20 protein-coding genes are annotated in these 26443 nt (G+C 61.1%); 9 read left to right on the top strand and 11 right to left on the bottom strand.

The window, feature by feature from the left end; all coding sequences use genetic code 11:
* Positions 1–121 precede the first annotated feature (121 nt).
* The 3 genes from H6A60_RS09270 to H6A60_RS09260 all read right to left on the bottom strand — a co-directional run bounded on the left by H6A60_RS09270 (position 122) and on the right by H6A60_RS09260 (position 4169).
* Positions 122–1741 (bottom strand): ammonia-forming cytochrome c nitrite reductase subunit c552, encoded by a 1620-nt coding sequence (locus tag H6A60_RS09270; RefSeq protein WP_205103803.1) that lies wholly within the window; start codon positions 1739–1741, stop codon positions 122–124.
* A gap of 487 nt (positions 1742–2228) precedes the next feature.
* The gene (locus tag H6A60_RS09265) at positions 2229–3659 is read right to left on the bottom strand and encodes an alanine/glycine:cation symporter family protein (protein ID WP_205103801.1); all 1431 of its coding nucleotides are present in this window, start codon (positions 3657–3659) and stop codon (positions 2229–2231) included.
* A 174-nt stretch (positions 3660–3833) separates the two neighbouring features.
* On the bottom strand, positions 3834–4169 hold the full coding sequence (locus H6A60_RS09260) for an RnfH family protein (RefSeq protein ID WP_205103798.1): 336 nt from the start codon (positions 4167–4169) through the stop codon (positions 3834–3836).
* A gap of 341 nt (positions 4170–4510) precedes the next feature.
* Between H6A60_RS09260 and smpB the strand changes: the two genes are divergently transcribed.
* The 7 genes from smpB (at position 4511) to leuD (ending at position 12378) form a co-directional block, all read left to right on the top strand.
* Positions 4511–4972 carry an SsrA-binding protein SmpB gene (gene smpB, locus H6A60_RS09255; RefSeq protein ID WP_205103872.1) on the top strand — a complete coding sequence of 154 codons (462 nt, stop codon included), beginning with the start codon at positions 4511–4513 and terminating at the stop codon, positions 4970–4972.
* 108 nt (positions 4973–5080) lie between these two features.
* A complete protein-coding gene (locus tag H6A60_RS09250) occupies positions 5081–6145 on the top strand; it encodes a FecCD family ABC transporter permease (RefSeq protein ID WP_239477682.1) in 1065 nt (354 codons plus the stop codon).
* 59 nt (positions 6146–6204) lie between these two features.
* Positions 6205–7032: an ABC transporter ATP-binding protein gene (locus tag H6A60_RS09245; RefSeq protein WP_239477681.1), complete on the top strand. Its 828-nt coding sequence runs from the start codon at positions 6205–6207 to the stop codon at positions 7030–7032.
* Between the two features lie 403 nt (positions 7033–7435).
* Entirely contained in the window at positions 7436–9043 is a 1608-nt protein-coding gene (gene leuA, locus H6A60_RS09240) for a 2-isopropylmalate synthase (RefSeq protein ID WP_205103796.1), read from the top strand.
* A gap of 199 nt (positions 9044–9242) precedes the next feature.
* A complete protein-coding gene (gene leuB, locus H6A60_RS09235) occupies positions 9243–10346 on the top strand; it encodes a 3-isopropylmalate dehydrogenase (protein ID WP_205103793.1) in 1104 nt (367 codons plus the stop codon).
* 3 nt (positions 10347–10349) lie between these two features.
* Positions 10350–11753: a 3-isopropylmalate dehydratase large subunit gene (leuC, locus tag H6A60_RS09230; protein WP_205103791.1), complete on the top strand. Its 1404-nt coding sequence runs from the start codon at positions 10350–10352 to the stop codon at positions 11751–11753.
* A 16-nt stretch (positions 11754–11769) separates the two neighbouring features.
* Positions 11770–12378 (top strand): 3-isopropylmalate dehydratase small subunit, encoded by a 609-nt coding sequence (gene leuD / locus H6A60_RS09225; RefSeq protein ID WP_205103789.1) that lies wholly within the window; start codon positions 11770–11772, stop codon positions 12376–12378.
* 153 nt (positions 12379–12531) lie between these two features.
* Here the strand turns inward: leuD and H6A60_RS09220 are convergent, their stop codons facing one another.
* The 7 genes from H6A60_RS09220 to H6A60_RS09190 form a co-directional block, all read right to left on the bottom strand.
* Positions 12532–14328: an FAD-dependent oxidoreductase gene (locus H6A60_RS09220; protein ID WP_205103787.1), complete on the bottom strand. Its 1797-nt coding sequence runs from the start codon at positions 14326–14328 to the stop codon at positions 12532–12534.
* Between the two features lie 403 nt (positions 14329–14731).
* Positions 14732–15454 (bottom strand): gamma-glutamyl-gamma-aminobutyrate hydrolase family protein, encoded by a 723-nt coding sequence (locus H6A60_RS09215; RefSeq protein ID WP_205103785.1) that lies wholly within the window; start codon positions 15452–15454, stop codon positions 14732–14734.
* Positions 15455–15632: 178 nt separating this feature from the next.
* Positions 15633–17891 (bottom strand): inorganic phosphate transporter, encoded by a 2259-nt coding sequence (locus tag H6A60_RS09210; protein ID WP_205103783.1) that lies wholly within the window; start codon positions 17889–17891, stop codon positions 15633–15635.
* Positions 17892–18142: 251 nt separating this feature from the next.
* Entirely contained in the window at positions 18143–19411 is a 1269-nt protein-coding gene (gene dcuC / locus H6A60_RS09205) for a C4-dicarboxylate transporter DcuC (protein ID WP_205103781.1), read from the bottom strand.
* A 54-nt stretch (positions 19412–19465) separates the two neighbouring features.
* Positions 19466–20761 (bottom strand): M20/M25/M40 family metallo-hydrolase, encoded by a 1296-nt coding sequence (locus H6A60_RS09200; protein WP_239477680.1) that lies wholly within the window; start codon positions 20759–20761, stop codon positions 19466–19468.
* 169 nt (positions 20762–20930) lie between these two features.
* Positions 20931–22514: an MFS transporter gene (locus tag H6A60_RS09195; RefSeq protein WP_338054856.1), complete on the bottom strand. Its 1584-nt coding sequence runs from the start codon at positions 22512–22514 to the stop codon at positions 20931–20933.
* 492 nt (positions 22515–23006) lie between these two features.
* Positions 23007–23582 (bottom strand): hypothetical protein, encoded by a 576-nt coding sequence (locus H6A60_RS09190; protein WP_205103779.1) that lies wholly within the window; start codon positions 23580–23582, stop codon positions 23007–23009.
* A gap of 191 nt (positions 23583–23773) precedes the next feature.
* Between H6A60_RS09190 and H6A60_RS09185 the strand changes: the two genes are divergently transcribed.
* Together H6A60_RS09185 and H6A60_RS09180 are read left to right on the top strand one after the other, a co-directional pair.
* Positions 23774–24355, top strand: a complete 582-nt coding sequence (locus H6A60_RS09185; protein ID WP_205103777.1) for a hypothetical protein — start codon at positions 23774–23776, stop codon at positions 24353–24355.
* A 26-nt stretch (positions 24356–24381) separates the two neighbouring features.
* Complete coding sequence (locus tag H6A60_RS09180; protein ID WP_205103775.1) at positions 24382–25464, top strand: tetratricopeptide repeat protein; 1083 nt, start codon at positions 24382–24384, stop codon at positions 25462–25464.
* Between the two features lie 45 nt (positions 25465–25509).
* Here H6A60_RS09180 and H6A60_RS13940 read toward each other — a convergent pair whose 3' ends face one another.
* Positions 25510–25743 (bottom strand): FAD-binding protein, encoded by a 234-nt coding sequence (locus H6A60_RS13940; protein WP_338054858.1) that lies wholly within the window; start codon positions 25741–25743, stop codon positions 25510–25512.
* Between the last annotated feature and the right edge of the window lie 700 nt (positions 25744–26443).

The following is a 26443-nucleotide window of genomic DNA, read 5'->3' as shown; positions in this document are numbered from 1 at the left end:
AGGGAGCCCGCCCGAAAGCGGCGGGTCAAGTTTTCGCACTATACAACAGCAAAGCGGCCTCCTTCGATGAAAGAGACCGCTTCGCGTTTGCACATTCGTGCCCGTGGTTATCGAACGCTGGTTACTTCTTGGCGTTCTTTTCGGCCACGGCCTTCTTCAGGAGCGCCGTTGCATCCTGAGCGGCCTTGCAGCTCTTGGCGAGGCTGCGCACGGCCTGGTCGGGATTGTGGAACCAGGCGCCGTTCACGGCAGTCCAGTATTCCCAATTGACGTGAGCCGACGAGTGGAGCTTGCGGGCTTCGTCCAGGGTCTTCTGGTCGACGCCGGCGGCGATAGCGGCTTCAAAGGCGTCGAACATGTCGTTCATGCGGGATTCGGCTTCACGGACCTTGCCGTCGTAGTAGCCCTTCATCGCGTCGATCGAAGCGACCATCTGCTTTTCCGTCTTGTCCTTGTGGCAGGTCAAGCAGGTTTCCTTCACGTAGTGACGCGGCGAAGTCGACCAGTGGAGCGTATAGGTCTTGCCCGATTCGTCCTTCACCTTGGGCATGTGGCAGGTCGCGCAATCGGCGCCGGCCTTGTCGTGCTTCGAGCCAAAGAACGTTTCGGCGTCCGGGTGCTGCATCTTGATGAGGAGCGCGCCCGTCATGCTGTGCTTGAAATCGCGGTAGCCGATCTTTTCGTAATAGGCTTCGATCTGGTCGGCGTTGACGAACGGGAAGTGGTTCGTGAGACGATTGTCCATGCCGATCGGCTTGCCCGTCTTGGCGTCAACGCCCGGGTTGCAGATGTATTCGACGTGGCACTGCGCGCACATCAGGTTCGCATCGGGCTTTTCAAGGTAGGCAACCTTGCGGGTGAAGCCGCGCATGCCGAAGTCCTTCACGTCGACCTTGGTCTTGTTGGCGGCCGCTTCGGTCCAGACGGAAGGCGCGCCCTGGTTGTCGCGGGTGAGCGCATCAATGAGGCCGTCTCGGATGACGCGCGGCTTGGCATTGTGCGGATCGTGACAGAAGTTGCAGTTGAGAGCGTGGTTCACGGCGCGAACGCTGTCGACGGCGTTCGAAGCACGGTTGAACTTGGCACCCTCAACCTTGTCGCCCATGTAGGCCCAGTCGAGCATAAGGTCGGCGGACTTGCACGACCAGCAGACGCCGTTGCCGGCAGCAGCGGTACCCGGCTTAAAGGGCTTGTGTTCGTTCGTGTCGGGGTAGTTGTCCTTGAGGACATCCCAGACCTTGTAGTGCTTGCCGCCCTCGAGCGTCGTGTAGAGCCAGCCTTCCTTCGGTTCGAAGCGGCCGCCGAAAGCACGGTCGACGATGAACTGGTCGATCGCCATCCAGGTGTGCGAACGCGGCAGGTCGTGTTCCTTCGTGAAGCCGTGGCCGCCCAAGGCCCGATCGAAGAACGGGTCGGGCGCGGGGCCCGTCGCAGCCTTCTTCGACTGGCGGGCGGGACGTTCACTCGTCTTGTAGAGCGACGTGTACTGAGCGGTGTGGCAGCTGCCGCAGTTCGCGGGGTCCATGTTCGTGCCCGGACGAGCGGTGGCCTTCTTCAGGTGTTCGTCAAGCCCCGTGTGGCAGGACGTGCAGGCGACGTCCTTGTGGGCGGCGCCGGCGTGTTCGGTCGCGATATTGCTGTGGCAGGTCGTGCAGGCTTTGAGATCGGCCGCGCTCACGGAAAACGAGGCGCCGAGCGCAACAAGAAGAGCGGCAGCAGCAGTCAGATGATGAACTTTCATGGTGGTCTCCTGTGAGAGCGATTCGCTGGCGAGGGCCGCGCCGGTCGGACGTCGGTTTCGTAACGACACACGGTTTGGCTGCGGGCGGCGTTTGCGCCTCGCGCGGAGGGGGACATCGCTCACTCTAAACGAAAGTTTATTGGACCTTAACCGTTTCTTAAAGAAGCCTCATGGGAGGGGGCGAATCGAAGCACAACTTTCGCTCGGCCGCCTTTCTCCTTTTGCGGGAGAGGGAAAAGCAGGATATAAGGCGTTGGAGATATTGCTTAAGTAGTATTAAGATCCCCTCCCCGGCTCCCCACCGACTCCCTAAGTCTGCAGATAATCGGGCATCAAAATCCGTCGATTTAAACCGCTTTGAGACAACAAACACTTGACGCCCGGGAATGCAAAAAGGCCGCCGAAAAGACAGCTTTCGTCCTTTCGAGCGGCCTTTCGCTGCAATCGAACGCGAAGTCCCTAGGGCCGGCAGCGCGCAAAGCAAGCGTTAGGACTGCGTGAGCTCCTCTTCCGGATGACGAGGCCACGCGAGAATGCCGCGCTGCGACGGCAGAATCTTCGGATCGAACTCGGGGTTCGCGATCCCGCGGCTCTTCTGATCGAAGTAGTCGCGAAGCGCGATAAAGGCGAAGCGACCGAGGAGCGTGATCGCCACAAGGTTCAGAATCGCCATGAGCGCCATGAAGAGGTCGGCGAGGTTCCAGACGAGCCCGAGGTTCGCCACGGCGCCGAAGTACACCATGATGACGACGAAGGCGCGGAAGATGTTGAGCGCCACAGGACGGCGGCTGATGAAGTCCATGTTCACTTCGCCGTAGAAATAGTTGCCGATGATCGACGAGAAAGCGAAGAAGAGAATGATCACGGACATAAAGGTGTTGGTCCAGCTGCCGAGCTGCCCCGTGAGCGTGCGCTGCACGAGCTCGATCCCGGTGACGCCTGCCGTACTCCAGTCGTTCGAAAAGAGCACGATCATCGCCGAGGCCGTGCAGACCAAAAGCGTGTCAACGAAAACGCCGATCGCCTGAACGAGCCCCTGCTTGACGGGATGCGTCGCGTCAGCGGTCGCCGCTGCGTTCGGCACCGAGCCCATGCCGGCTTCGTTCGAGAAGAGGCCGCGCTTGATGCCCGTCATGAGCGCGAGCGCGAAGCCCGCGCCCCCGAGCGCCTCAAAGTCGAAGGCCGAGCGCACGATGGTCGCGAGCACCGTCGGAATCTTTTCGACATTCATGACGGTGATGACGGCGGCAATGAGGAGATAGGCGCCCGCCATGAAGGGCACCATGACGCCCACGACCTTGGCGATGCGGGTAACGCCGCCAAAGATCACGAGAGCCGTCACGGCTGCAACAACAAGTCCCGTCGCCTGCGGCGAAATGTCGTAGGACGTCTGCACGGAAAGCGCAATCGTATTGGCCTGAACGGAATTGAAGATGAGCCCGTAGGTAACGGAGATGAGAACGGCAAAGAGCGTCGCGAAAAAGGGCGAACCCAAAACGTTGCCGATGTAGTAGGCAGGCCCCCCCACAAAGCCGCCCGTTTTCTTCGGGGCCTTGTAGATCTGCGCGAGCGTAGATTCGACAAAGCCCGTCGCCGAGCCGAGCGTTGCGATCACCCACATCCAGAAGACGGCACCCGGCCCCCCGGTCACGACGGCGATTGCAATGCCCGCAATGTTGCCTACGCCCACACGCGAAGCGGTTGAAACGCAAAAAGCCTGGAAGGTGGAAATGTGGCCCTTTTTGGGCTTGGCGGTAGCGCCCTCGGTAATGAGGCGGAACATTTCGCCGATGCGGCGAATCTGCACGAAGCCCGTCGCGAACGTGAACCAGATGCCCAAACCGACGAGCATCACGATGAGGACATACGACCAGAGAACGTCGTTGACGCTCCCGACGACATTAGTAAGCCATTCCAATTTTTATAGTCTCCGAACTGAGATCGGACTTGCCGAGGGAACGGCCCGGCTGGATTTTTGTCAGTATTTATGCTCGAAGCGCTCAGCACTTCGCATCGGGCCGTCAGCGAAAGGGAGGTATTGTAAGAAAATCATCGCACGCGCGCCAATTGCAACATTTTTTTGAAGTGCCGGTTACTCGGCGACCGTCTGCGCGCGGCGTCTGCCGCCGTGGCGCCCGCGCGTGACGTAGCGCACGTCGCCCTGTGCTTCGGCGTGGCGGCGGCGCGCTTCCTTCGGGTCGCAAAGGAGCGGCCCCGTAATTTCGAGACGGTCGCCTTCTCGCAGCAGCTCTTCGGGACGGATCCGCTTGGCAAAAACCGAGAGGCCGTCGCGGGGACCGATCGCAATGCCGAGCTTTTCGAGCGCGGCAATCGCATCCTTTAAAAGCAGCCCTTCGGCAGGCGCGTCAATCTCGCACTCGCGCGCACGCGTCGCGTCCGCACGCACTTCGACCACGGTGATTTTCATAGGATTCTTTTTGAAAACGAATTCGGAACAAACGTTTGGCGCACCCGAGATAGGATGTTCGCTCGAGGACGAAGCGGCAGTGTAGCGGATTTGTCGGCACGAGCCGCGCACCGAAGAACGTCGACTGATATCATCTCGTCTCGTTGGTCTCGACGCGTGCCGTGCACGCCGCTTTTGCGGCACAAAAACGCGCTCAAAACGGCGGCGGACGAGCGACACCGTTTACGCCAAAACAGCCGCCGATGCACTTTCGCAATGCGGGCGCCGCCCAAGCCGAACGAGCGCCCGTCCTGCAATCGGAACAGAAGAACAACAAAACGATTTATTGGATTCAACGAGCTATGGCCATTCTCAACAAACGCGCTCACCACGACTATGCGATCGAAGACCGCTTTGAGTGCGGCATCGTTCTGCGCGGCTGGGAAGTCAAGAGCGTTCGCGCCGGCCGCGCACAAATCAACCAGGCGCACATCTACATTCGCGACGGCGAAGTCTTCCTTTGCAACGCGCACATGACGCCCGCCGACCAGGTCTGCACGCACGAGACGCTCGAAACGAACCGCACGCGCAAACTCCTGATGCACCGCAAGGAGATCATGAAGCTGATCGGCCGTGTCGAACGTCAGGGCTACGCGCTCGTGCCGCTCGATCTGCACTTCACCCGCGGCCGCGTCAAGTGCGAGATGGCGCTCGCGCGCGGCAAGCGCGAATACGAAAAGCGCGCCGACGAGAGCAAGAAGGAATGGAAGCGCGAACAGGAGCGCATCATGAAGAAGGACGCCAAGGGCCGCCATATCCTTTAATGGCGACGCCCGTCGACCGCTCGACGCCGGTGCCCGGCCCCAGCTGCGGCGGCCGGGCTTCTTCTTTTCTCAAGTACATCCCACGGGGCCTGCGGGCCCGTCACGCTCATGACCGAACTCTCTCAAGGCACGCCCGATCGCCCCGGCTCCCAAGCCGACGAGCGAACCCGCACGCGTCGCTTTGCCGCTGCGATGGCCGCTCTCACCGTTTTTGCGCTCCTATTCGGAGCGATCGCCATCGGCCTCGGCCGCTACTCGCTCTCGCTCTCGGACGTGCTCTCGGTCTTTTTCCCGAGCTTCTTTGACGAGCCCGCTTCGCGTACGGTTGAGAACATCGTCTTGAGCGTACGCCTGCCGCGCATCCTCCTCGCGCTCGCCGCAGGCGCTGGCCTCGCCGTTTCGGGCGCAGCCTTTCAGGCACTTTTTTCAAATCCCCTCGCCTCGCCCGACACGCTCGGAGTCGCCACCGGAGCCTCGTTCGGCGCCGTGCTCGCCATTCTCTGGGAAATGGGCGGCCTCGGCGTGCAGCTCATGTCACTTGCGAGCGGGCTCGCTGCCGTTTTCTTCGTGCTCGCGATCAGCCGCGTTCGCGGCGGAGGCAGCCCCATTCTCATGATCATTCTCGCGGGCATGGTTGTCGGCGCCTTTTTTACGGCGCTCGTCAGCCTCGTGAAATTCGTCGCCGACCCGCAGGACGTACTCCCTTCGATCACCTTCTGGATGATGGGCTCGCTCACGGGCGCCTCGAAAACGAGTCTTTTGGCCGGGATGCCCATGATTCTTTTGGGCGCGGGACTTCTTTGGCTTCTTCGCTGGCGACTCAACGCCGCGGCGCTCCCGCCTGACGAAGCCGCGAGCCTCGGCATCCCCGTCAAGCGCCTGCGCGCCGCGGTAATCATCGCCGCGACCATGATCACGGCCTCCGTCGTCTCGATGTGCGGCCTGATCGGTTGGGTCGGGCTGCTTGTGCCGCACGCGGCACGCATGCTTTTCGGCGCCAACAACCGCTACGTCATTCCCGCCTCGATTGTTCTGGGCGCGATATTCATGCTCGCCGTCGACACCGCCGCGCGCACGATGGGTCAGAGCGAAGTGCCGGTCTCGATTCTGACGGCCGTCGTCGGCGCTCCGTTCTTCATTTACCTCCTTCGCCGCACGGGCGGCCTCTCCTGAGGCACACGAAAACCGCGGCCGCAACCGCACGGCGACATGGCAATCAAGGAAACAGCAGCATGACGATGGCCCTTGAAGTCGAAAACGGCGCCTACACCTACCCGAACGGCGCCGACGTTCTGAGCGACGTAAACTTCCGCTTTTCCGGGCGTGAAGTGATGTGCATCCTCGGGCCGAACGGCGCGGGGAAGACGACGCTTCTGCGCGCAATTCTCGGTCTGGCCCCCTTTACCAGGGGCGTGGCGCGCTGGAACGGCAAGCCCGTCGCCGACTGGCAGCCCAAGGCCTTTTGGCAGCGCATCGGCTACGTCCCGCAGGCCAAGCGCATGAACTTTGCCGCGATGACGATCGGCGAACTCGTCGCGCTCGGCCGCAGCGCGCGCCTCGGCCCCTTCTCGCTGCCGGGCAGGGACGACTGGGCCAAAGTCGACCGTGCGATGGAAGAGGTCGGTATCACGCACCTGAGAAAGCGCCTCGCGAGCGAAGTCTCGGGCGGACAGCTGCAGCTCGCGCTTATTGCCCGGGCGCTCGCGGTCGAGCCAGAACTTCTCGTCCTCGACGAGCCGGAAAGCAACCTCGACTTCCGCAACCAGCGCATCGTGCTCGAAGTGATCGAGCGCCTCGCCGAGCGCGGCCTCGGCGCGATTCTCAACACACACTTCCCCGCGCACGCCGTCGAGCTCTCTGAGTCCGTCCTTCTCGTGCCGCGAGGAAAACCGCCTGTCTGCGGGCGCGTAGCGGACGTCATGACCGAGTCGATCCTCACCGATGTTTTCGAAATCGGCGTTCGCATCCGCGACCTCGACCTGCCCGAACGCACCGTGACGACCGTGACGGCCGTGGGCCGCGCGCTCGACGCGAGCGGCCGCGCCATCCGAGAAGACTGACCGCCTCACGCGTTCGCATTCGCGCGTGCGAACTCGCTCGGCCAAGAGAGAAATGCCGCGATAGGCCTGCCGGCCCGGAGATTCCTGCGGCTCCTGCTTCGGGCCGATGTTTTTTTGTAGCTTTGCTTCTGCCGAGCGCCTAGCCCGAGTCGCCTGACGCCCGATGGCGGCCATTTGCAAAAACACGTCCAATTGCAAATCCTTTATTTCGCAAAAACTATCTAAGTAATTTATCTTATTTCTTATTAATCAATTACTTATAAATTCTATAAGGACTCTTTTGCGAAATATCTTGACAGTAAACGTTCTGCGAGAGTACCGTTCAAGCATCCGCGGCGAAACGCCGCATCAGCGAACAAAAACCGAAAACAAAGAAGGGGCCGAGCCCCCAAGGAGCATCCGCATGTCCGACGTAGATCCCGTCATTATTTTCGATACAACGCTGCGCGACGGAGAACAGGCACTGCCTCAGAGCCTTTCAATGCGGCAAAAACTCCAGATCGCGCTCGCGCTCGAAGATCTCGGGGTCGACGTCATCGAAACGGGGTTTCCGATTTCATCCAAAGGTGACTTTGAAAGCGTAAGCACCATTGCCGGTGCGCTGAAGCGGGCGACTCCCTGCGCGCTTGCCCGCTGCGTCGAAAAGGACATTCGTGCCGCTGGCGAAGCGCTTGCAGCAGCAAAGAACTTCCGCATCCACACCTTCATTGCCACGAGCACGATTCACGTCAAGGACAAGCTTCGCAAGCCCTTCGAAGAAGTGATGGAAATGGCCGTGCGCTCCGTGAAGCTCGCGCGCAATTACACCGACGACGTCGAATTCTCCTGCGAAGACGCCGGCCGCACGCCGATCGACGAACTCTGCCGCATGGTGGAAGCGGCGATCGCCGCTGGCGCCACGACGATCAACATTCCCGACACCGTCGGCTACACGCTCCCAGTCGAATTCGGCGGCATCATCACGGCGCTCAGAAACCGCGTGCCCAACATCGACAAGGCGGTGCTTTCCGTTCACTGCCACAACGACCTCGGCATGGCGACCGCGAACTCCCTCACGGCCGTGCAGATGGGTGCGCGCCAGATCGAGTGCTGCATGAACGGCTTGGGCGAGCGCGCCGGCAACACTGCGCTCGAAGAAGTGGCTGCGGCGCTCGCGCTCAGAAGCAACTACTTCGGCGGCCTCAAGACCGGGATCAAGCTTGAAAACATTGCGCGCACCTCCGCACTCGTCTCGAAGATCTGCCACGAACCCGTTCCGGCACATAAGGCGATCGTGGGCTCGAACGCCTTCTCGCACAGCTCCGGCATCCATCAGGACGGCGTCCTCAAGAACCGCGAGACCTACGAAATCCTCACGCCCGAGAGTGTGGGCTTCAAGGGCAACAACATGCACATGACGGCGCGCTCGGGCCGCCACATGATCCGCTCGTGCCTGCAGAACTTGGGCTACGCGGACAACGACTACGACCTCAACGACATCTACGCGCGCTTCCTGAAGCTTGCCGACCGCAAGGGTCAGGTCTTCGACTACGACCTTGAAGCGCTTGTCTTCTTTACGAAGCTCGACGAAGCCGACGACATGTACCACCTCGACCGAATGAACGTGATGAGCGGCACAGGGGACATGATGGCGACAGCGACCGTGCGGCTTCGCGTCGGCAAGCGCACCCGCACCGAATCGAGCATCGGCAACGGCCCTGTCGACGCGGTCTACAACTGCATCACGCGCCTAACGGGTGTGCGCTGCAAGTTGACGAGCTTTGAAATTGCCGCCAACGGCGCCGGCATGGATGCGCTCGGTCAAGTCGACGTCACGGTCGAGCACGAAGGGCGCATCTTCCACGGCATGGGACTTTCGACCGACGTTGTCGAGTCGTCCGCGCTTGCGCTCCTTAACGCCATCAACAACATCGAGCGCTCAAAGCGCATTCACGAGTCGCGCAAACGCCCGAAGAAGTCCGCCGAACTCGCCGCCGAAAAGCACGACGAAAGCGGCGAAAACGCCGAATAAGGCAGACCGCCCGAACGACGGATCGCCCCCCACCCGAATACGCCTTTTTCCCATCGGCGTGCGGCCGAGGCGCTCGGCCGCACTCGATCGGGCGAGGGCCCCTCTGAAACAAAACTTCCCGAACAACCACCCGCATGAATTGAAAGGCGCCTCCGCCTGAGTTTCCCCAGGAAGAAAGAGGCGCCAATGAGGTTACATCATGACGAAATCCCATCACATCGCAGTTCTCGCCGGCGACGGCATCGGCCCCGAAGTCATGCGCGAAGCGCTCAAGGTGCTTGACGCCGCGGCCGAGCGCTTCGGCTTTGAAGTGACGAAGACCGAAGCGCTCGTCGGGGGCGCGGCGATCGATGCGTGCGGCACGCCGCTCCCAGCCGAGACGCTTGAAGCCTGCGACAAGGCCGAAGCCATTCTCTTTGGCTCCGTCGGCGGCCCCAAGTGGGACCATCTCCCGCACAAGGACCGTCCGGAAGCGGGCGCACTCCTGCCGCTTCGCAAGCGCTATGCGCTCTTCTCGAACCTGCGCCCGGCGCGCATCTTCCCCGGCCTCGAAGCGCTTTGCCCGCTGCGCGCGGACATTGCCGCCAAAGGCTTTGACATGATCGTCGTGCGCGAGCTCACGGGCGGCATCTACTTCGGCACACCGAAGGGCCGCACGGGCGAAGGCGCCGAAACGCGTGCTTTCGACACGGAAACGTATTCGCGCGCCGAGGTTGAGCGCATTGCGCGCGTCGCCTTTGAAACCGCACGCGGGCGCCGCGGCAAGGTCACCTCGGTCGACAAAGCGAACGTGCTCGCGACGTCGGTTCTCTGGCGCGAAACGGTGGAAGAGGTCGCCAAGGCTTACCCGGACGTTGTGCTCGAACATCTTTACATCGACAACGCCACGATGCAGCTCATCAAGGCGCCCTCGAACTTCGATGTGGTTCTCTGCTCGAACATGTTCGGCGACATTCTCTCGGACGAGTGCGCGATGATCACGGGCTCCATGGGGATGCTCCCCTCGGCTTCGGTCGGCGAAACCGGCTTCGGCCTCTATGAACCCGCGGGCGGCTCCGCGCCCGACATTGCGGGCAAGGGCATCGCCAACCCGATCGCGCAGATTCTCTCGATGTCGATGATGCTTCGCTTCTCGCTCGGCGAATCGGCTGCGGCCGACGCTGTAGAAGCAGCCGTTGCCAAGACCCTGAGCGAAAAGTGCCTCACGGCCGACCTGGCGGGTGCAGCGGGCGTTGCTCCCGTTTCGACCGCCGAAATGGGCGAGCGCATCGCCAAGCACGTGCGCGAAGACGCGGAGGACTGAGAGATGGGTAAGACGCTATACGAAAAGGTCTACGACGCACACGTCGTTTCCGAAAAGCCCGGCGAGCTGCCGCTCCTTTATGTCGACCGCCACCTCATTCACGAAGTGACGAGTCCGCAGGCCTTCGCGGGACTGCGTGATGCGGGCCGCAAACTGCGCCGCCCCGAACTCATGCTCGGCACGGTCGACCATGACATCTCCACACGCGAAGCGACGCTCGACGTCTGCTCGCCCATGGCGAAAACGCAGGTGACGACCCTCATGAAGAACTGCGCCGACTTCGGCGTCACGCTCTTCGGACTCGGCCACGCCAACCAGGGGATCGTGCACATCATCGGGCCCCAAACGGGCTTCACGCTCCCCGGGACGACGCTCGTCTGCGGCGACTCGCACACGGCTACGCACGGCGCTTTCGGCGCGCTTGCCTTCGGGATCGGCACTTCTGAAGTCGAACACGTGATGGCGACCCAAACCATCAAGCAGCAACGCCTCAAAACGATGCGCATCAACTGCCGCGGCCGTCTGCGTCCCGGCGTCTACGCCAAGGACCTGATTCTCGCGATTGCGGGCAAAATCACGACGGCGGGCGGCACGGGGCACGCCATCGAGTTTGCGGGCGAAGCCGTCCGCGCGCTCTCGATGGAAAGCCGCATGACGCTTTGCAACATGGCGATCGAAGTGGGCGCCAAAGTGGGCATGATCGCCCCGGACGAAACGACGTTCGAGTACCTCAAGGGCCGCCTTTACGCCCCGAAGGGTGAAGCGTGGGACGAAGCGGTTGCGCGCTGGAAGACGCTTGCGAGCGACCCCGACGCGGTTTTCTCGCGCGAAATCGATATCGACGCCGCCGCGATCGAGCCGCAGACGACCTGGGGCACGAACCCGGGCCAGACCTGCGCGATCACAGGCAGCGTGCCGACGCTCGATTCGTTTGACGACCCTGTCGAGCGCGAAGGCGCAGAACGCGCGCTCGCGTACATTGGTCTCGAACCGGGCAGCCGCATTGCGGACGCAAAGATCGATGTCGTCTTCATCGGCTCCTGCACGAACGGGCGTCTTGAAGACTTCCGCGAAGCCGCGCGCGTGCTGCGCGGCCGCCGCGTCGCACCGGGCGTCACCGCACTTGCCGTGCCGGGCTCCATGGCCGTTCGCGAAGCGGCCGAGCGCGAAGGCATTGCGGACGTGTTCCGCGCCGCGGGGTTCGAGTGGCGCCTGCCCGGGTGCTCGATGTGCCTCGCGATGAATGACGACCGTGCTCCCGAAGGTTCGCGCGTCGCCTCTACGTCAAACCGCAACTTCGTCGGCCGCCAGGGCCGCGGCAGCCGCACCCACCTGATGAGTCCGGCCGCAGCAGCAGCGAGCGCCGTCCTCGGCCGCATTGCCGATCCGCGGCAGTTCCTCGAATAAGCCGGAGACGAGAACCATGGAAAAATTTACGCAATTCACTGCCGTCGCCGCGCCCTTGAACCGCGCCAACGTCGACACGGACCAGATCATTCCGAAGCAATTCCTGCTCGCCGTCGACCGCAAGGGCTTCGGCAAGCACCTCTTTCACGATCACCGCTACCTTGATCCGGCCGAAACCGAGGAGAACCCCGACTTCGTGCTCAATCGCGCGCCCTACCGCAACGCCGGGATCCTGGTCGCGCAGGAAAACTTCGGCAACGGTTCGAGCCGTGAACACGCACCGTGGGCGCTCCTCGACTATGGGCTTCGCTGCGTCATCGCGCCGAGCTTTGCAGACATTTTCAAGAACAACGCGCTCGGCAACGGACTTCTCACGGTCGAACTTCAGAAGCCCGAAATTGACGCACTCATGCGAATTCTGGAGGAGACTCCCGGTACGCATGTCACTGTCGACCTCGAAGCCATGACGGTGAAGGCACCGGGATTCGAGGCGAGCTTCACGCTCGACCCCTTCCGCCGCTACATGCTCTTGAACGGGCTCGATGCGATCGGCCTCACGCTGCAGAATGAAGCACAGGCAATCGACGAGTTTGAGGCGAAGATGCCCGCCTGGGTTCGCCTCTGAGGATTGAGTCCGCCCAGAGCGCAACCGATCGCCCGGGCAATAGCCTCAAAGAAAGCGCCTGCAGAAACACATTCCGCAGGCGCTTCTTTTTCGAACAATCGAGTTCACGAGCGGTCCGCCCGCAACGGGCGAACCGCGTCGCGTTCGCGACCGTTACTTGATATCGGCGGCTGCCGATTCCGCAGAAACAACACCCGAGACGATCGCCCAGGAGTTCATCATGGCGGTCATCGAGTCGGCGCCGTTCGCGCCGCCCACAACGCAGCCCGCACCGTAGAGACCCGGGATGGGCTTGCCGGCCTTGTCCAGAATGCGCAGGCCCGCATCGGCCTTAAGGCCGCCCAGGGTCGTCTGATAGCGCACCTTCTGCTCGACGATGTAGTACGGGCCTTCACCGAGGCCGCCCGAAAGCTTGCGGTTGAAGTCGGCGTCCTTGCCTGCCTTCACCATATCGTTCCAGTGCTTGACGGTTTTCGTGAGCCCGGCGGGATCGATCCCCATCGTCTTGGCGGCATCCTCAAGCTTGTCGGAAACAGCCATCACGGGACGACCCTTATTGACGATCTTCGTCCAAGCCATGAGAGATTCAGCCGTCGGCACAAGCTTGTCTTCAAGGGACTTGTCGGTGTAGACCTGCCAAGCGGCCTTGTCCATCACGATGTACATGATGGAGTCGGGCTGCTCGATCGTCTTGTCGGTCAGCACGCCGAGGCCGGCGTTTTCATCGACAAAGCGTTCGCCCTTGTTGTTGACGTAGATGGCGCCCGACTTCTTCATCGTATCGGTCGAGGAAGCGGTCGCGGCAAGGCCATGATGCGGACGGGTTTCAACCCCCTGCGGATACATCTTCACGAGATCGAGGTTGATCGTGTCGGCGCCGATCGATGTGGCCATCTTGTAGCCGTCCCCGGTTTCGCCATCAACGCCGTAGAAGAGGTAGCCCTTCATTTTTTCGGGGAGCATCGACTGGTCGGCACCGTAGCCGCCCGATGCGAGAATGACGGCCTTCGACGTAAGCTCGACCGTGTTGCCGTTCGCGTCGACCGCCTTCACGCCCGTAACGCGCCCGTTCTGGTCGCGGATGAATTCCTGCGCGCGCGTTTCAAGCATGAGCTTGCCGCCCATGTCGAGGAACTTGCCGCGCATGAGGTTGAGGTAGTTGATCGAGCGGCCTTCGACGCCGAGCTGACGGTTCGCCGAGTGGTCCGGATACTGCGTAGCGGCCGGCCCGTACGGAATCTTCATGTCGTAGATGAGCCAGTCGACGACGCTGCCCACCTTTTCGGTCACCATCTTCACGAGCACGGGATCGTTGCGGTCCTTGCCGACGCGGAAGATGTCCTTATAGGCGAGCTCGGGACTGTCCTTCGTTTCCTTCATCACTTCGCGCTGGTATTTCGATCCCGTCGCGATGAGCGTACCGGCATTCAAAACCGTCGCGCCGCCGATCGTCGGCATCTTTTCGATGAGGATGACGGACTTGCCGAGCGTTTCGGCCTTCACGGCCGCGGAAATGCCGGCGCCGCCCGCACCGACCACAACGATGTCGGCGTTTTCGCGGATGAGCTTCGGCGCGGCCTTCTTCTTCACGACGGCAACGGCGTACTCTGCCGGATCGCCGCCCGCGGCCTTAATGGCGGCAGCAACCGCCGCCTTGATGCCGTCGGTCGTCATCGTGGCGCCCGTCACGGCGTCAACGCCCGTCGACTGTGCCTCAACGATAGCCTTCGGCACCGTTGCGATCGCCGCGTCGGAAATACCGACGGTTTCGGCGTGCTTGACGATCTTGACGTCGGCGATCTTGCCCGCCTTCACCGTCATCTGAACGACGATGTCGCCGTTGCGGCCCGCGCCCACGCCTTCGTACGTACCGTCAGCCATGGCGGCAAATGCACCCGTGCAAAGGCCGGACATAGCAAGAACTAGCGCCGCTTTCTTGAACGTATTCATGGTTTCTCTCCTTGGTGGCCCGAGTCCGACCGCGTGCGTTCCGAGGCAACCTTCTCCCGCAGACTGAAGCTTCTGCGGACGGCGCCCTGCGCGCTCGTCGTCTTCGCGCAATTGGTCCGATGCACGCGAAGATTTTCGTTCGGCCTCAAGCCGTTTTTCGGTGGTTTTGCATGCCTCTCACGCTCAGCGCCCGAAGGCACCGGCGTACAAAGACTGCCAAGAGAAACTTTATGCTCGAGCGCGCGTTTTGGGCATCCTGCCGGAAGCCGATCTCGCAGTTTTCATCGCGGCTCTTTGCTCGAAAACAAATCCGCCTCGTCGTTTGACGCAGGCGGATTATCAAATGCGAAAGCGCGAGCACGCTCGGCATCCTCGCTATCGCGGGTTTACAGAAGAAAAAGTCTCAGAGTCTTTCGCTCGCAGCGAGCACGAACGCCTCAAAGAGCGCGAGCGCTTCGGCATGCGCTTCGGCGAGCATCTCGGGGTGCCACTGCACGCCGAAAAAGAAGCGTTTTTTCGGATCGTCGAAAGCTTCGACAATCCCGTCCTCGCTCGAGCGAGCGTTCAGAACGAGTCCTTCGCCCAAGGCCTTCACGCACTGATGGTGCATCGTATTGACGCGGCAAACGCAAGCGCCTTTCAAAATGCGGGAAAGCCGAGTATCGGGCTCGACCGTGACATCGTGCGTCATGACTTCGTAGGGAAGCGCCTGGCGATGACGCTCGAGCGCAATGCCGAGCTCTTCGGGAATGTCCTGCACGAGCGTGCCGCCGCGCGAAACGTTCATGACCTGAGCACCGCGACAAATACCGAAAACGGGCAAATCGGCGCGGTCGGCGAGCTCGACGAGCCGAAGTTCGACTTCGTCTCGTGCAGGCAAAATCGAGCCGCAGGCACTCGTACGCTTCTCGCCGTAACGCGACGGGTCGACGTCGACGCCCCCAGTTACCAGCAGACCGTCAAGCTTCCCGAAAAGCGCATCGATATCGGCAAGCGGCGCATGAAGCGGCAGCAGCACGGGAATGCCGCCCGCCAACGTCACTGCGCGCAGGTACTGGTCGCGAACGCCGAGAATGCCTTCGGGCATCTTGAGGGTGGCCGTTACGCCGATCAAAGGCTTCATCATGATTGATAACTCTCCGTTGGATTGCTGCCGATAGCGGCGCGCCACAGGCCGTTTCGTCTTTTTTCTCTTGTCTGCGGCGCTGCCCGAAGCTTCCAACGATACAGCAACGGTCTCGAGCGCGCATCCACGGATGGCACATCGAGACCGTTCGGCAAGCCGCAAACGCTCGGCGTCTCGGCTAGCCGTCCGTCTGCGTCGAGTCGACCGACCCAACCGACTGCGGCGTTTTTTTTTCGGCATCGGCTTTGGGCTTGGCCTCGAGTTCGGCCTGCAGCAGCTTCACCATCATGTAGCGGTTAAGCATCTCGCGCGAGAAAAGCAGGTAGCCGAGGTAAAGCTCGGACTTGCGAAGCGAAATGCGCTCGGCGCCGATCTGCTCGAGAAAGTCCTTCTGCGCCTCTTCGATGAGTTCGAGAATGTGGGCGCACTTGGCGGGCGTAAAGTGTTCTCGCAGCGCAAGCAGATCGCGCGCGAGATGCAGCGTGTTCTCGCGCATCTTCCCCGTAAAGGGCGAGTGACTGTTGGCGACGTAGTTTTCCGAAACGCCCAGCTGATCGCGCAGCGAGTGGCTCACCTCCTTCATGTTCGTGAAGGCGCGGTAGTAGAAATTGCGCGCATCGCGGTCGGCCTTGGTGCCGCCGCCTTCGAGCGCCATCTGGTAGTACTCGCCTCGGCGGGCCGTCGTCTCGTCGTAAAGCGAAACGGCATCGGCCTTGAGACGCTTCAATTCATTGTGATCCTCAGCAACGAACGCATTGAGGCCGCCCGCAAAGAGACGGATTGTGAGGTTGAGATAGCGGTCGACGCTCGTCGTGAGAAGTTCGCCGATCGACTCGCGGTCGCCACGGTCGAGCTGCTTGGCTTCTTCGCCTTCGGTTTCGTCGCTCTTCGTGAAGAAGTTCGACTTCACGATCACAAAGAGCGCAAGGAGCATACCGATCAGTACGGCGGGCTTGCCCCAGAAGATGAAGATCGTGCAGACGATTGCACAGGCGCTTGCTGCGCTGAAGGCGGTGACGAACCACCCCGAAATTACGGTGAGAACGCCCGAAATGCGGTAGACGGCGCTTTCGCGGTCCCAGGCGCCGTCGGCGAGGGACGAACCCATCGCCACCATGAAGGTGACGTACGTGGTCGAGAGCGGCAGCTTCAGACTCGTTGCCGAGGCGATGAGCGCGGCGGCGAGCACGAGGTTGATTGAAGCACGCACTTCGTCAAAGGGAAGCTCCACTTCACCAGGACGCAGCCGGGGCTTATTGAAGCGCAGCTCGAGCCAACGGAGTACCGAGGTCGGCACGAATTGCATCGCGAGCTTATGAAAGCGCAACGAGCTTCGCACGATGACGCGAGCCGGCAGCGACGAACCGAACTGCTCCTTGCCGCCGCGCGCAGAACTCGCCAGATTCACCGAGGTGCGGATGACGCGGTGCGCCTTCTTCGAGAACCAGAGCGTGAGGCACATCACAAAGCCCGAGAGCGCGAGGAAGACGGTGGGCGTACGCACGGATTCGCGAAGCCCCTCCATCGTAAAGACGCTCGGATCGGCCCCTTCGGCCGCGGTAAAGAGGTGGTAGCTGTCGAGCGCCGCAAGGGGAACGCCCACGAAGTTGACGAGGTCGTTGCCGGCAAACGCAAACGCGAGTGCGAAGGTGCCGGACAAAATGACGATGGGAAAGATGTTGGCCTTGAAGAGCAGAATCGCCGCTTCAAAGAGAAGGAAGAAGCCCGCAAAGACCGCGAGGAGGATCGCCTGCGTGTTGGTCTCGATCCACTCGATCCAAGCCGGTTCCATGAAAGAAGCGCCGCGCGCGCCCTTCATGACGAGGAAGTAGAGAATGGCCGTAATGGCTGCGCCCCCGAAAAGGGCGCCGAAATAGCGATAGGTTTTCCAGTAGCGGAACGTAAAGAGCGTTCGCAGCAGATATTGAACGATGAGCCCGGCAAAAAAGGCGACGACAACCGAAACAAGAATACCCATGATCATCGCGAGGGCCTTGCCGGAATTGACGTAAAGGCCCAGATCCGTAAACGGCGCCCCCGTATTCCAGACCTTCCAGCATGCCATGGCGACGGCGCCGCCCAAGAGCTCGAAGATGATTGAGACCGTTGTCGAGGTCGGGAGTCCGAGCGAATTGAAGGTATTGAGCAGCAGGACGTCGGTCACGATCACTGCGCAGTAAACGAACATCACCTGCTCGAACGTGAGCTGCTCGGGAACGATGACGCCCGTTTTGGCGATTTCCATCATGCCGGAACTGAACGTTGCGCCGAGAAGAACCCCGGCACTTGCCACCGCCATGATGATCCAGAAGGGTGCGGCCTTGGAACCCACCGCCGCATTGAGGAAGTTGACGGCGTCATTGCTCACGCCGACGAAGAGGTCGCAAACGGCCAATGCTGCGAGGAGAGCCAGCACGGCTAATAGAAAAACATCCACTTTTTTCTTGTCTGCGGCCGAGGAGCCGCTTTTCCATTTGGTTGAGACAGCGGCATTTTATAGGTACTTGTCCCTAGAGGAGGCTCCGGGCCCGACAAAAAAATGGCCGCCAATACGACTATTTTCTCGTACGGGCGGCCGATGCGGTATCCGCCGCTCGACGTATTTTTCGCAGAATGTCGCCTCGAAAATGCGTCTGCGTGGCCGATGTCGAGCGGCTGCCTAGCGTGTCGAACTTTGCTTGAGCCGGATCAGCTGAAGGCGTAGACGCCGATCAGGAGAATGAGCATCACGGGCGCGGTGCGCTTGGCAATCTCAAAGGGCGAAACGCCTGCGATACCCGCGGCGATGATCATGCCGCCCGCAAGCGGAGAGCTCAAGCGCCCGAAGTTCCCGGAAATGGCGGCAAGGTAGCCGAGCGAGTCGACCGAAAGACCGAACTGCGCGGCGTGCGGCGTCACGGCTTCGTTGAAGGCGAACGCGGCAGCGTCGCCCGACCCCGTCACGAGCGCCATCAGGTAGGGCCCGAGCGCAGCGCCGAGCTTGGCGACTTCATTGGCGTGCGTCAGATAGTCGACAAAGGCCGAGATCACGCCGCAGGCCTGCAGGCCCGCGGCAAAGACGCCCGCCGCAATGATGATGCCCATAATCTTGGCGTAGCCCGAACCCATACCGTCGAAGAACTTCTTCGTGACGTCGGCCGGGTTTGTGCGCGTCACGGCGATCGCGTAGATCGCGCCGATCAGCATGGCGGTTGCGACCGACATCTTGAGCTGCGGCGCCCAGAGACTCGCGCAGACGAGAATGATCACGGGAAGCATCGGCGCGAACGCAAAAAGAACGTTCGGCTTTTCGGGCAGTTCCGTCGAAACGTTCATGTTCTTGGCGAGGTCCGCAAAGCCCTCCTTTCGGAAATCGCGGTAAACGAGGCAGACGATCACCATGAGCACGATCGCGGCGACGGAAGCGCCGACCGTAAAGCCCGAGAAGCGCGTGATGAAGTCCATGACTTCAAGGTTCGCAAGCTTGGCGATAAAGGCGTTGTGCGAAACGCCCGGGCTAAGGTATGCCGTCGTGATGGAGCCCACAACGGTCGCCGCGGCAATCGCCGGATGAAAGCCCGCGCGCACCATGAGCGGAATCACCGTGGGCCCGACCGCCGCTACAAGCCCCGAAGTCGACGGAATCGCGATCGAGATGAGCGACACCACAAACATGCAGGCGGGCAAAAGCAGAATGCCGAGCTTCTTTAAGGGCTTCGTCAAAAGCGCCACGAGATGCACGTCGCACTTCGTGAGCGAGACGACCGCTGCAAAACCCATCGCCGAGCAGATGGCGATGATGAGCGAGCCGTTCGTCATCGACTTGTCGAACTGCTTGAAGGCGATCATCGGCTCAAACGAGATGAAGGCCATCAGGAGACCGGCCGTGATGAGGACGAGACGCGTTTCGTAGCGCTTGATGAGCGCGACGACGGCCCCGATCGTGACGACGAGCGCCACCCACATGGTCCAAGACATTTTTCTTTTCTCCGGATAAATAAAGTTAAGTTATTTTTGTATTCTTTTTTATATTTACACCCCGTTCTTCTTGAGAAGCGGCGCCGTGCCGTGCTCGCCCGCCAGACCGACAAGCGCAACGGCCGCGAGCATCGCGAGCTGCGGGCCCTTTTCGATGTCGAAGCACTCGTAGTACTCGTCGATCGTGTGCGTGCGCACCTGGCGGCCGCCTGCCGAGAGACACGTGGCGGGAATCCCGAGGCTCACGGGCATGTTGGCGTCGGTCGACGAATCCGTGTACGACGTGAGTTCGATGCCGAGCGCGGCCTGTGCGGCGCGCGAAGCCTGCAGCACGGGGCATTCGTCGGGTCGCGTGCCGCCCGGGCGGTTCCCGATCGGCTCGGTCTTGAGGTGAACCTGCTTCTTAGGGTCGGTCACGCCCCAAATCGCGTTTTCTTCGGCGACTGCGTCTTCAAAGGCCTTGAAGATGAAATCCTCGGCCTTCTTGAGTTCGCCGTCGTCGAGACTGCGGATGTCGATATCGACCGAGCAGCTTGCCGCGATCGAGTTGACGGTCGTGCCGCCCTTGATCGTACCGATCGTGAAGGTGGTCTTCGGGTCGGCGGGCACCTTCAGGTGCGCGACTTTGGCGCCTGCGAGACACACGGCGTGAATGGCGCTCGGCGTCGTGCCGAAGCCCGAGTAGCTGTGCCCGCCTGGGCCTTCGACCGTAAAGCGCCAGCGGTGCGAACCGATCGCCGAGCAAAGGATGCGACCGAGATCGGTGTTGTCGATCGCAAGAAACCCGTCGATACGGTTGACCGTGTTGTTTTCACGGAAGAGATACTTGCTGCCGCGGATGTCGCCCAAGCCCTCTTCGCCCACCGTGCCGCAGAACCAAATGTCGCCTTCGGTTTCAACGCCTGCTTCGTTCATGCAGCGCACCGTCTCGAGCAGACAGCGAAGTCCCGAGCAGTTGTCGCCGATCCCGGGGCCGTAGTAGACGTTGCCTTCGCGGCGCACCTTAATCTCGGTCCCGGCAGGGAACACAGTATCCATATGTGCGCCGATCACGAGGAGCGGCCCCTCGGGGTTTTTGCCCGGACGGCGGCCGACCACGTTGCCGATGCCGTCGATCGTGACGTCTTTAAGGCCGTTCGCCTTCATGAGGCGCACCATTTCTTCGGCGCGAACCTGTTCCTCAAAAGTGGGCGCCGGGATTTCGCAGAGGTGAACCTGAAGCGCCATCGCCGCTTCTGCGCCCGCTTGGGCAAGCTCGAGCGCCTTCGCCACTTCGGGCGCCTTCACGATCGCGTCCATCGTTTTAAGAACATCCGCTTCGATAGGACCGGGGATTCGGGACATGGCCATTTTTAAAGCTCCTCAAATCTCAAAGTGTCAATTCCGTCGGGTTCGCGCCTGAGGCGAACGCGAAGAATCGGCAATTTTGAAACGGTTCGCAGCCGAACGCCAATAAAAAGAGAGGAATGCATCTGAATACATTCCTCTCTTGAGCTTGTTTTACCTTCGGTTTTCGCGTTTAGCGTCTGTCAAACTTCACCTCGACGCCCTTCATCGACGTTTCAACCGCCGGACGCTTGAGGTAGAGGAAGGCGACGAGCGGTATGAGCACGAAGCCCGAAACGAAAATCACGACCTTGATGCTCATGAACATAGCAAGCGCACCGCCCAAGATCGGACCGAGCACGCTGCCCGCCTGCTGCGCAGCAAAGGAAAGGCCGAAGATGCGACCGCGGTCTTCCGGCCCGGTGCTGTTTGTCAAAAGCGCATTGATCGCAGGGAAAATGCCCGCAAAGGCGAGGCCGCCCACGAATCGCCAGGCACCAAAAGGCACGAGCGTATCGGGAATCGCCTGAACCATCCCGAAGATGCCCGAACCCAAGAGCGCCGCATAAAGGGCCGGTCGAAAGCCGATGCGCTGACCGACGATGCCCCAGACGGGCGACGCAATCACGCCCGAAATGCCGACGATCGAGAATAGAAGCCCCGTCACAAAGACGATGCGGTCCATGCTCCCCTGCAGTTCCGCCACGTAAAGCGGCATCACGGGCTGCTGGAGCAGAATCGTGAGCTGCACGACGCCTGCAGTAAAGAGCATGCGCTGCACGACCGGAATCTTGAGAAGGTTCGTCTTGGGCTTGGCGGGATCGGCCGCCTTCTTTTCGACCTTTTTCTTTTTGGGTTCTTTAATGCAGAAGATGATGAGAAGCGTGATGATGCCGAGCGCAGCCGAGCCGAGATAGAACGTCATGCGCATCCCGAACGCTTCGGCAAGGAAGCCGCCGCATAGCGGCCCCAAAACGCCGCCCGCCGTCATGGCGCCCTGCATCGTGCCGAGCGAAATACCGAGTTTTTCCTTCGGCACCGAACTCGAGAGAATCGCCAGGCATGCCGGCCACAGCCCAGCAGCAAAGCCTTGGAAGCAGCGGACCCCCAAAAGCTGCCACTCGTCCTGCACAACGCCCGAAAGCCCGTAGCTGATCGCGAGAAGAAATGCCGAGCGAACCGCCATCAGTTTCCGCGAGCCCTTGTCGGCCATGGACCCCCAAATCGGCGCCATGATGCCCGACACAAGGAAGGAGACCGAGAAGATCAGCCCAGACCAAAGATTGACGTCGTCCTTAGCCACATGAAGTTCCTGGATGAGATACATCGGCAGGAACGGAATGAGCATCGTGTAGCTGAGGGACATCAGCACGGACGACGCCGACAGAATAACGAGCGTGATCTTCCAGGACTGCGCCTGGGGCTCGGCCGCAATTTCGAGGGGCGGCAGCGTCGCGTCGTCTGTGGACTTCTTGTCGCCCGAAGCCCTCTGTGCCGCTTCTGCGGGCGCACTCTCGCACTTGGCGTCGGGCGAACCGTCGCGTTTTTTCTCAAGCTTCGAGAAGTCGAGCTCGTGATAGTCGTCCTCGGGCTCCTCGGGCGCAGCCTCGGACTTCGCCTCGGCGGGCGTTTCTCGAGGCGCAGCAGCGGCCCCAACCTTCATCTCGGGCGCTGCGCCCGTGCGCATCTCAAGCGCATCGTCTTCGCGAGCGCTCGAACGGACCTCCTGCGCCGCGGCAGCGGCGTCGCGCGTTTCTTTGTTGTCTTTTTCCGTCACTTTGCACCTGCTCAACACTCACACAACCGTTGCGGCGTCCGTTCTTGTCGGAGACGCGAAATACGCAGTGAGCGGCCGGTGGTCGCGAGCGTTTCGTGCTCGGCCGTCCGAAAGGATGGCGGCACCGATGCGAAAAAAGGCTCCGAGACTCGCGTCAACGGAGTCGAAGAAACATTTCGGCAACGGGTGCGGCTTTTGCTTCTCGCGGACGAAAAGACGAACGGGCGTCGAAGTGCCTGCGCGAAACGAACGCGAAAACACTTCAAAAAAGTGTTTTCACGACGCGCAGATTTACCTTTCAAATAATACGCCTCGGCACAAATCCGACATGGGTTTGTGCGACAGCAGACGCGAAATCACAGTCGATCGACTTCGCGTCGAAGGTCCGAGATTCTACAGAAAAGAGGCACGCCCGATGCAAGAACCCGACCTAGCGGTTGGTATGGTGCAGGACCACAGTAAGCGACGGACATGCGGGCGCCAAGAAGTCGATCACTTTTTGGCGGCTGTCGGCGTCGGAAAAAGCTGATCGACGAGGTTGGTCACGATCATGGCAGGGTCTCCGTAAGGACCGGCGATGAGGGCGCTCCCGTCCGAAGGCGACAAAGCCGAATGCGTACGGATGAAGGCGGGCCGCACCTCCGAGCGTCGCCAGTCGGCGTGCTGCGTCTCGCCCGTATAAAGGTCCCGGAAGTCAAGACTCATCCACTGCGGCAGCTCGCCGGGGTTGGCGCCGGCACGCGCGGTCATCAGCACCTGAAAGCGGCACACGCCCGAGCGCGGCGCTTCCATGACGACGCGATAGCCGCGATCGGTCAGCGCACGGCGCAAAAACACGTCGAGCGCGGCGGGGTAGCCGCCCGCGGATGCGAGACACACGGTCGAGCCCGGTTCGGGCAGTCCCGAAGCGGTCGCCGCCGGCAGTGCGTCGTCGCGCGAATAGTAGGAGAACGTCTGCGGATCACCGGCACAGCCCGAAAGCGAGAGCAGCGTCGCGAGCGCACAAAGCGCCGCAGCGCGAACTCGAGTCGAGCACTTCAACGTCCGGTGACAAAAGTCGTGATCCATGCTTTCCTATCCTTGTGGCCCAATCAACTAAGATTAGCGCAAACGCAACAAAACGACACGGCGGCTGCGAGCGTCTTTGAGGCATTTTGACAGCGCTTTGCGGGATTTTCCCGAAGCACTTTTGCGCTCGCCTCCGAGGATCCCATTTCTTCGCCGCTCGCCGTCCGTCGACCCGAAACCGCAAACAATCAATGGCTAAGAAAACTCCGCGCCAGCCGGCGCTCTTCAACCCGAAACTCGTCTGTGCGCTCTCGCTTCTTTTTACGCCGATCTTCGGCGCTGCGCTTCAGGCGCGCAACTGGACCGAACTCGGCAAGACGCACGAAGCGGCCGCAAGCCGCTTCTGGGTGCGCTCAACCGTCTGGCTTCTCATTCTTTTTGTGGTTGTGCAGACGCTCTTTCGAAATGAAGAGATCATGAGCTGGTTCGGCCCCTACTTCCTCGTCGTGCTTTGGGGCGCGTGGATGCTCACGAGCGGCTGGAAGCAGCTCAACTACGTCGCCAAGAACGTCGGCAAGTTCTATGAACCGCGCCCGATCGGCAAGGCCATCACGATTGGCGTGGCGGGCTGGCTCTTTTACGGGCTTATTTCGACGACAATTGCGCTCGCACTTCACTTAACGGGAATCGAACCGATTGAAGCGGCGAAAAAGGACGTTGAAGAAAGCCCAGGCGTCGTGATCCGTGTGCCGAAGGGCAGTACCGAAGCGATCGTCGAGCCGCTGCCGCCCGAAGCTGCCCAAACCGACGACGCAGAAAAGAACACGCCCTGAGTCATCCACAAGCGCAGAGACGCCGCATGCCCAAGAAGCCCGACGAGCGCTTTGCCATTGCGTGCGCGCCGACCGAAAGCGCCGACGTGCTCGACCTCCTCGGCGGCTTCGCACGGCGCAGACCGCTTTCGGGCGAAGAGCTGCTGCGTCAGGCCGAAGAGACGGAGGCGCGCGCCAAGTCGGGCGACCCGAAGGCGCAGGCGGCGCTCGCGCGTACGCTGCTCACGGACGAGCCGAACTTTCGCAAAAACCGCCGCGCACTTGTGCTCCTCAAGCAAGCCGCCCAAAAACGCGAACCCGAAGCCCTCTATCTTTTGGGACTCGTTCACCTGCGCGGCCAGGGCGTTGCGCGCGACGACGCGCTCGGCATGCGCTATCTCGAAGAGGCGGCCTATCTCGGACACCTCGCCGCACAGATCGACCTCGCAAAAGCCTATCGGCTGGGACTGCCCGAAGGGGCAGAACGGCAGACGGCAGCCGAACGAGCCCGAGCGGCCGAAAAAGCGCTCTATTGGACGCGACTTGCAGCCGCCCGAGGCGACGGTCTTTCGAGCTACATCGCGGGCTGCGCCTACCGCGACGGCACGGGGACACCGAGAAACTACGAAGAAGCGAAGAAGTGGCTCCTCGCCGCCGCCAAGCGGGCCGTGCCGGAAGCGGCAGCCGCGCTCGCCAAACTCCACCTGCGGCGCGACTACGAAGCGCGCGACCCGCAAGAGGCGCGCCGCTGGATGATCGAAGCCGCACTCGCGGGCGACGCCCAGGCGCAGCTTCGCGTCGGCATTTTCTTCTGGTCCGGACTCGGGGGCGGGGTCGACCAGCGCGAAGCCCTTCGGTGGCTCTGCCGCGCAGCCGAAAACGGTTCGGGCAGTGCTGCATCAATGCTCGCGGGCTTTTTCCTCACGGGGACCGTGCTTGACCTCGACCGTCTGCGCGCTTGGGTGCTTTACCGCTTGGCCGAACGGCTCGGCGACGCAACGGCCCGCACAAACGCCGAAAGCGTCAATGCACTGCTTTCGCCCGAAGAGCGTCGCTACGGGCGAGACGTCTTAAAGCTCGATTCACCGAAACGCATACTCGAAGCGCTCATTCCGAGGAAAACGCGCTGAAGCAGCCTTTTGCTTTGCCGATTACTTGCCGTAGTCGGCCGCCATCTAGCCGGCCAGACGCCCGAAGTTGAGCGCATCGGGGATGGCATTCGCGCCGATCTTTTCGGCCACGATCATGCCGTCGCCCGTCGCGAGCACGAGGCCGTTCTTCGCGCGGATTTCATACGTGTTGCCGTTGTCGCCCTTGGCCTTGATGCCGACGACGCGGCCGTTCTCGACGATGAAGTCCGTCGCGTGCGTCTGCATGAGGTACTTGATCGGATAGTTCTTGGTCTTGATGAGGTCGATGTACGTATCGACGAACCCAACGCACGACTTGCAGTTGCTTGCCTTGTGCGAACGCGGCCAGCGAGAAGACGTCGATGCAAAGAAAGAAGGAAAGCCAAGCTGAGAAAGACGCGAAGGCGGCGCGCGCAGACGAAAAAAGAGTCACGAAGCACAAACTTCGTGTTCGTCCGGCTGAAAGCTCTGCTTTTCGATCCGCAACGGGCGCGTACGCAACCGCGTCATCGTTACGAAACGTTTGCGAAAGCGCTCCATAGAGGCGCCCGCCGATCGAAAAACGGCTCGCAGCCGCTTTTTTCACCGGCATCGAAAAGGGTTTTTACTCCCTCAACGAATGCGCCGAGACGAAACCGACATTCGTACGTCGTGACTCGAATACCACCAAAGGAGATGTTTTGGGAAGGCCCCTCAACATCATGATCCTCACAGAGGACGATTGCTATTTTGCGCTCTTTTCGCTACATCATTGGCTTTTCGAGCCGATTAAATTTTCTCGAAACGTAACTTTGCACTCACCCGTTTACGATATACGCCTTAGTTTGTTGCTATGGATACCTCTTTTCAGGTATCGCTATAACCCTAGGCACATCGACAAAAGACCTCTTTGTGTCTCAAATTTTCGAATTTGCTAAAAAAAGTGCAGTTCGGGGGGTCGAAATGCCCGCAAAGGCTTATATTCTCTAGGCTCGCGCGG

Origin of the sequence: Sutterella massiliensis, from assembly GCF_016899755.1 — a bacterium.
Taxonomy (GTDB): Bacteria; Pseudomonadota; Gammaproteobacteria; order Burkholderiales; family Burkholderiaceae_F; genus Sutterella; species Sutterella massiliensis.
This window is presented reverse-complemented; position numbering and strand designations above follow the sequence as displayed.

What these genes read in the sequence shown, in the direction of transcription:
- dcuC (WP_205103781.1), bottom strand. Translation starts at nt 19,411, where the DNA reads ATGTCTTGGACCATGTGGGTGGCGCTCGTCGTCACGATCGGGGCCGTC.
- H6A60_RS09180 (WP_205103775.1), top strand. Translation starts at nt 24,382, where the DNA reads ATGCCCAAGAAGCCCGACGAGCGCTTTGCCATTGCGTGCGCGCCGACC.
- H6A60_RS09260 (WP_205103798.1), bottom strand. Translation starts at nt 4,169, where the DNA reads ATGAAAATCACCGTGGTCGAAGTGCGTGCGGACGCGACGCGTGCGCGC.
- leuA (WP_205103796.1), top strand. Translation starts at nt 7,436, where the DNA reads ATGTCCGACGTAGATCCCGTCATTATTTTCGATACAACGCTGCGCGAC.
- leuC (WP_205103791.1), top strand. Translation starts at nt 10,350, where the DNA reads ATGGGTAAGACGCTATACGAAAAGGTCTACGACGCACACGTCGTTTCC.
- leuB (WP_205103793.1), top strand. Translation starts at nt 9,243, where the DNA reads ATGACGAAATCCCATCACATCGCAGTTCTCGCCGGCGACGGCATCGGC.
- H6A60_RS09270 (WP_205103803.1), bottom strand. Translation starts at nt 1,741, where the DNA reads ATGAAAGTTCATCATCTGACTGCTGCTGCCGCTCTTCTTGTTGCGCTC.
- H6A60_RS09185 (WP_205103777.1), top strand. Translation starts at nt 23,774, where the DNA reads ATGGCTAAGAAAACTCCGCGCCAGCCGGCGCTCTTCAACCCGAAACTC.
- smpB (WP_205103872.1), top strand. Translation starts at nt 4,511, where the DNA reads ATGGCCATTCTCAACAAACGCGCTCACCACGACTATGCGATCGAAGAC.
- H6A60_RS09200 (WP_239477680.1), bottom strand. Translation starts at nt 20,761, where the DNA reads ATGGCCATGTCCCGAATCCCCGGTCCTATCGAAGCGGATGTTCTTAAA.
- H6A60_RS09245 (WP_239477681.1), top strand. Translation starts at nt 6,205, where the DNA reads ATGACGATGGCCCTTGAAGTCGAAAACGGCGCCTACACCTACCCGAAC.
- H6A60_RS09215 (WP_205103785.1), bottom strand. Translation starts at nt 15,454, where the DNA reads ATGATGAAGCCTTTGATCGGCGTAACGGCCACCCTCAAGATGCCCGAA.
- H6A60_RS09220 (WP_205103787.1), bottom strand. Translation starts at nt 14,328, where the DNA reads ATGAATACGTTCAAGAAAGCGGCGCTAGTTCTTGCTATGTCCGGCCTT.
- H6A60_RS09190 (WP_205103779.1), bottom strand. Translation starts at nt 23,582, where the DNA reads ATGGATCACGACTTTTGTCACCGGACGTTGAAGTGCTCGACTCGAGTT.
- H6A60_RS09250 (WP_239477682.1), top strand. Translation starts at nt 5,081, where the DNA reads ATGACCGAACTCTCTCAAGGCACGCCCGATCGCCCCGGCTCCCAAGCC.
- leuD (WP_205103789.1), top strand. Translation starts at nt 11,770, where the DNA reads ATGGAAAAATTTACGCAATTCACTGCCGTCGCCGCGCCCTTGAACCGC.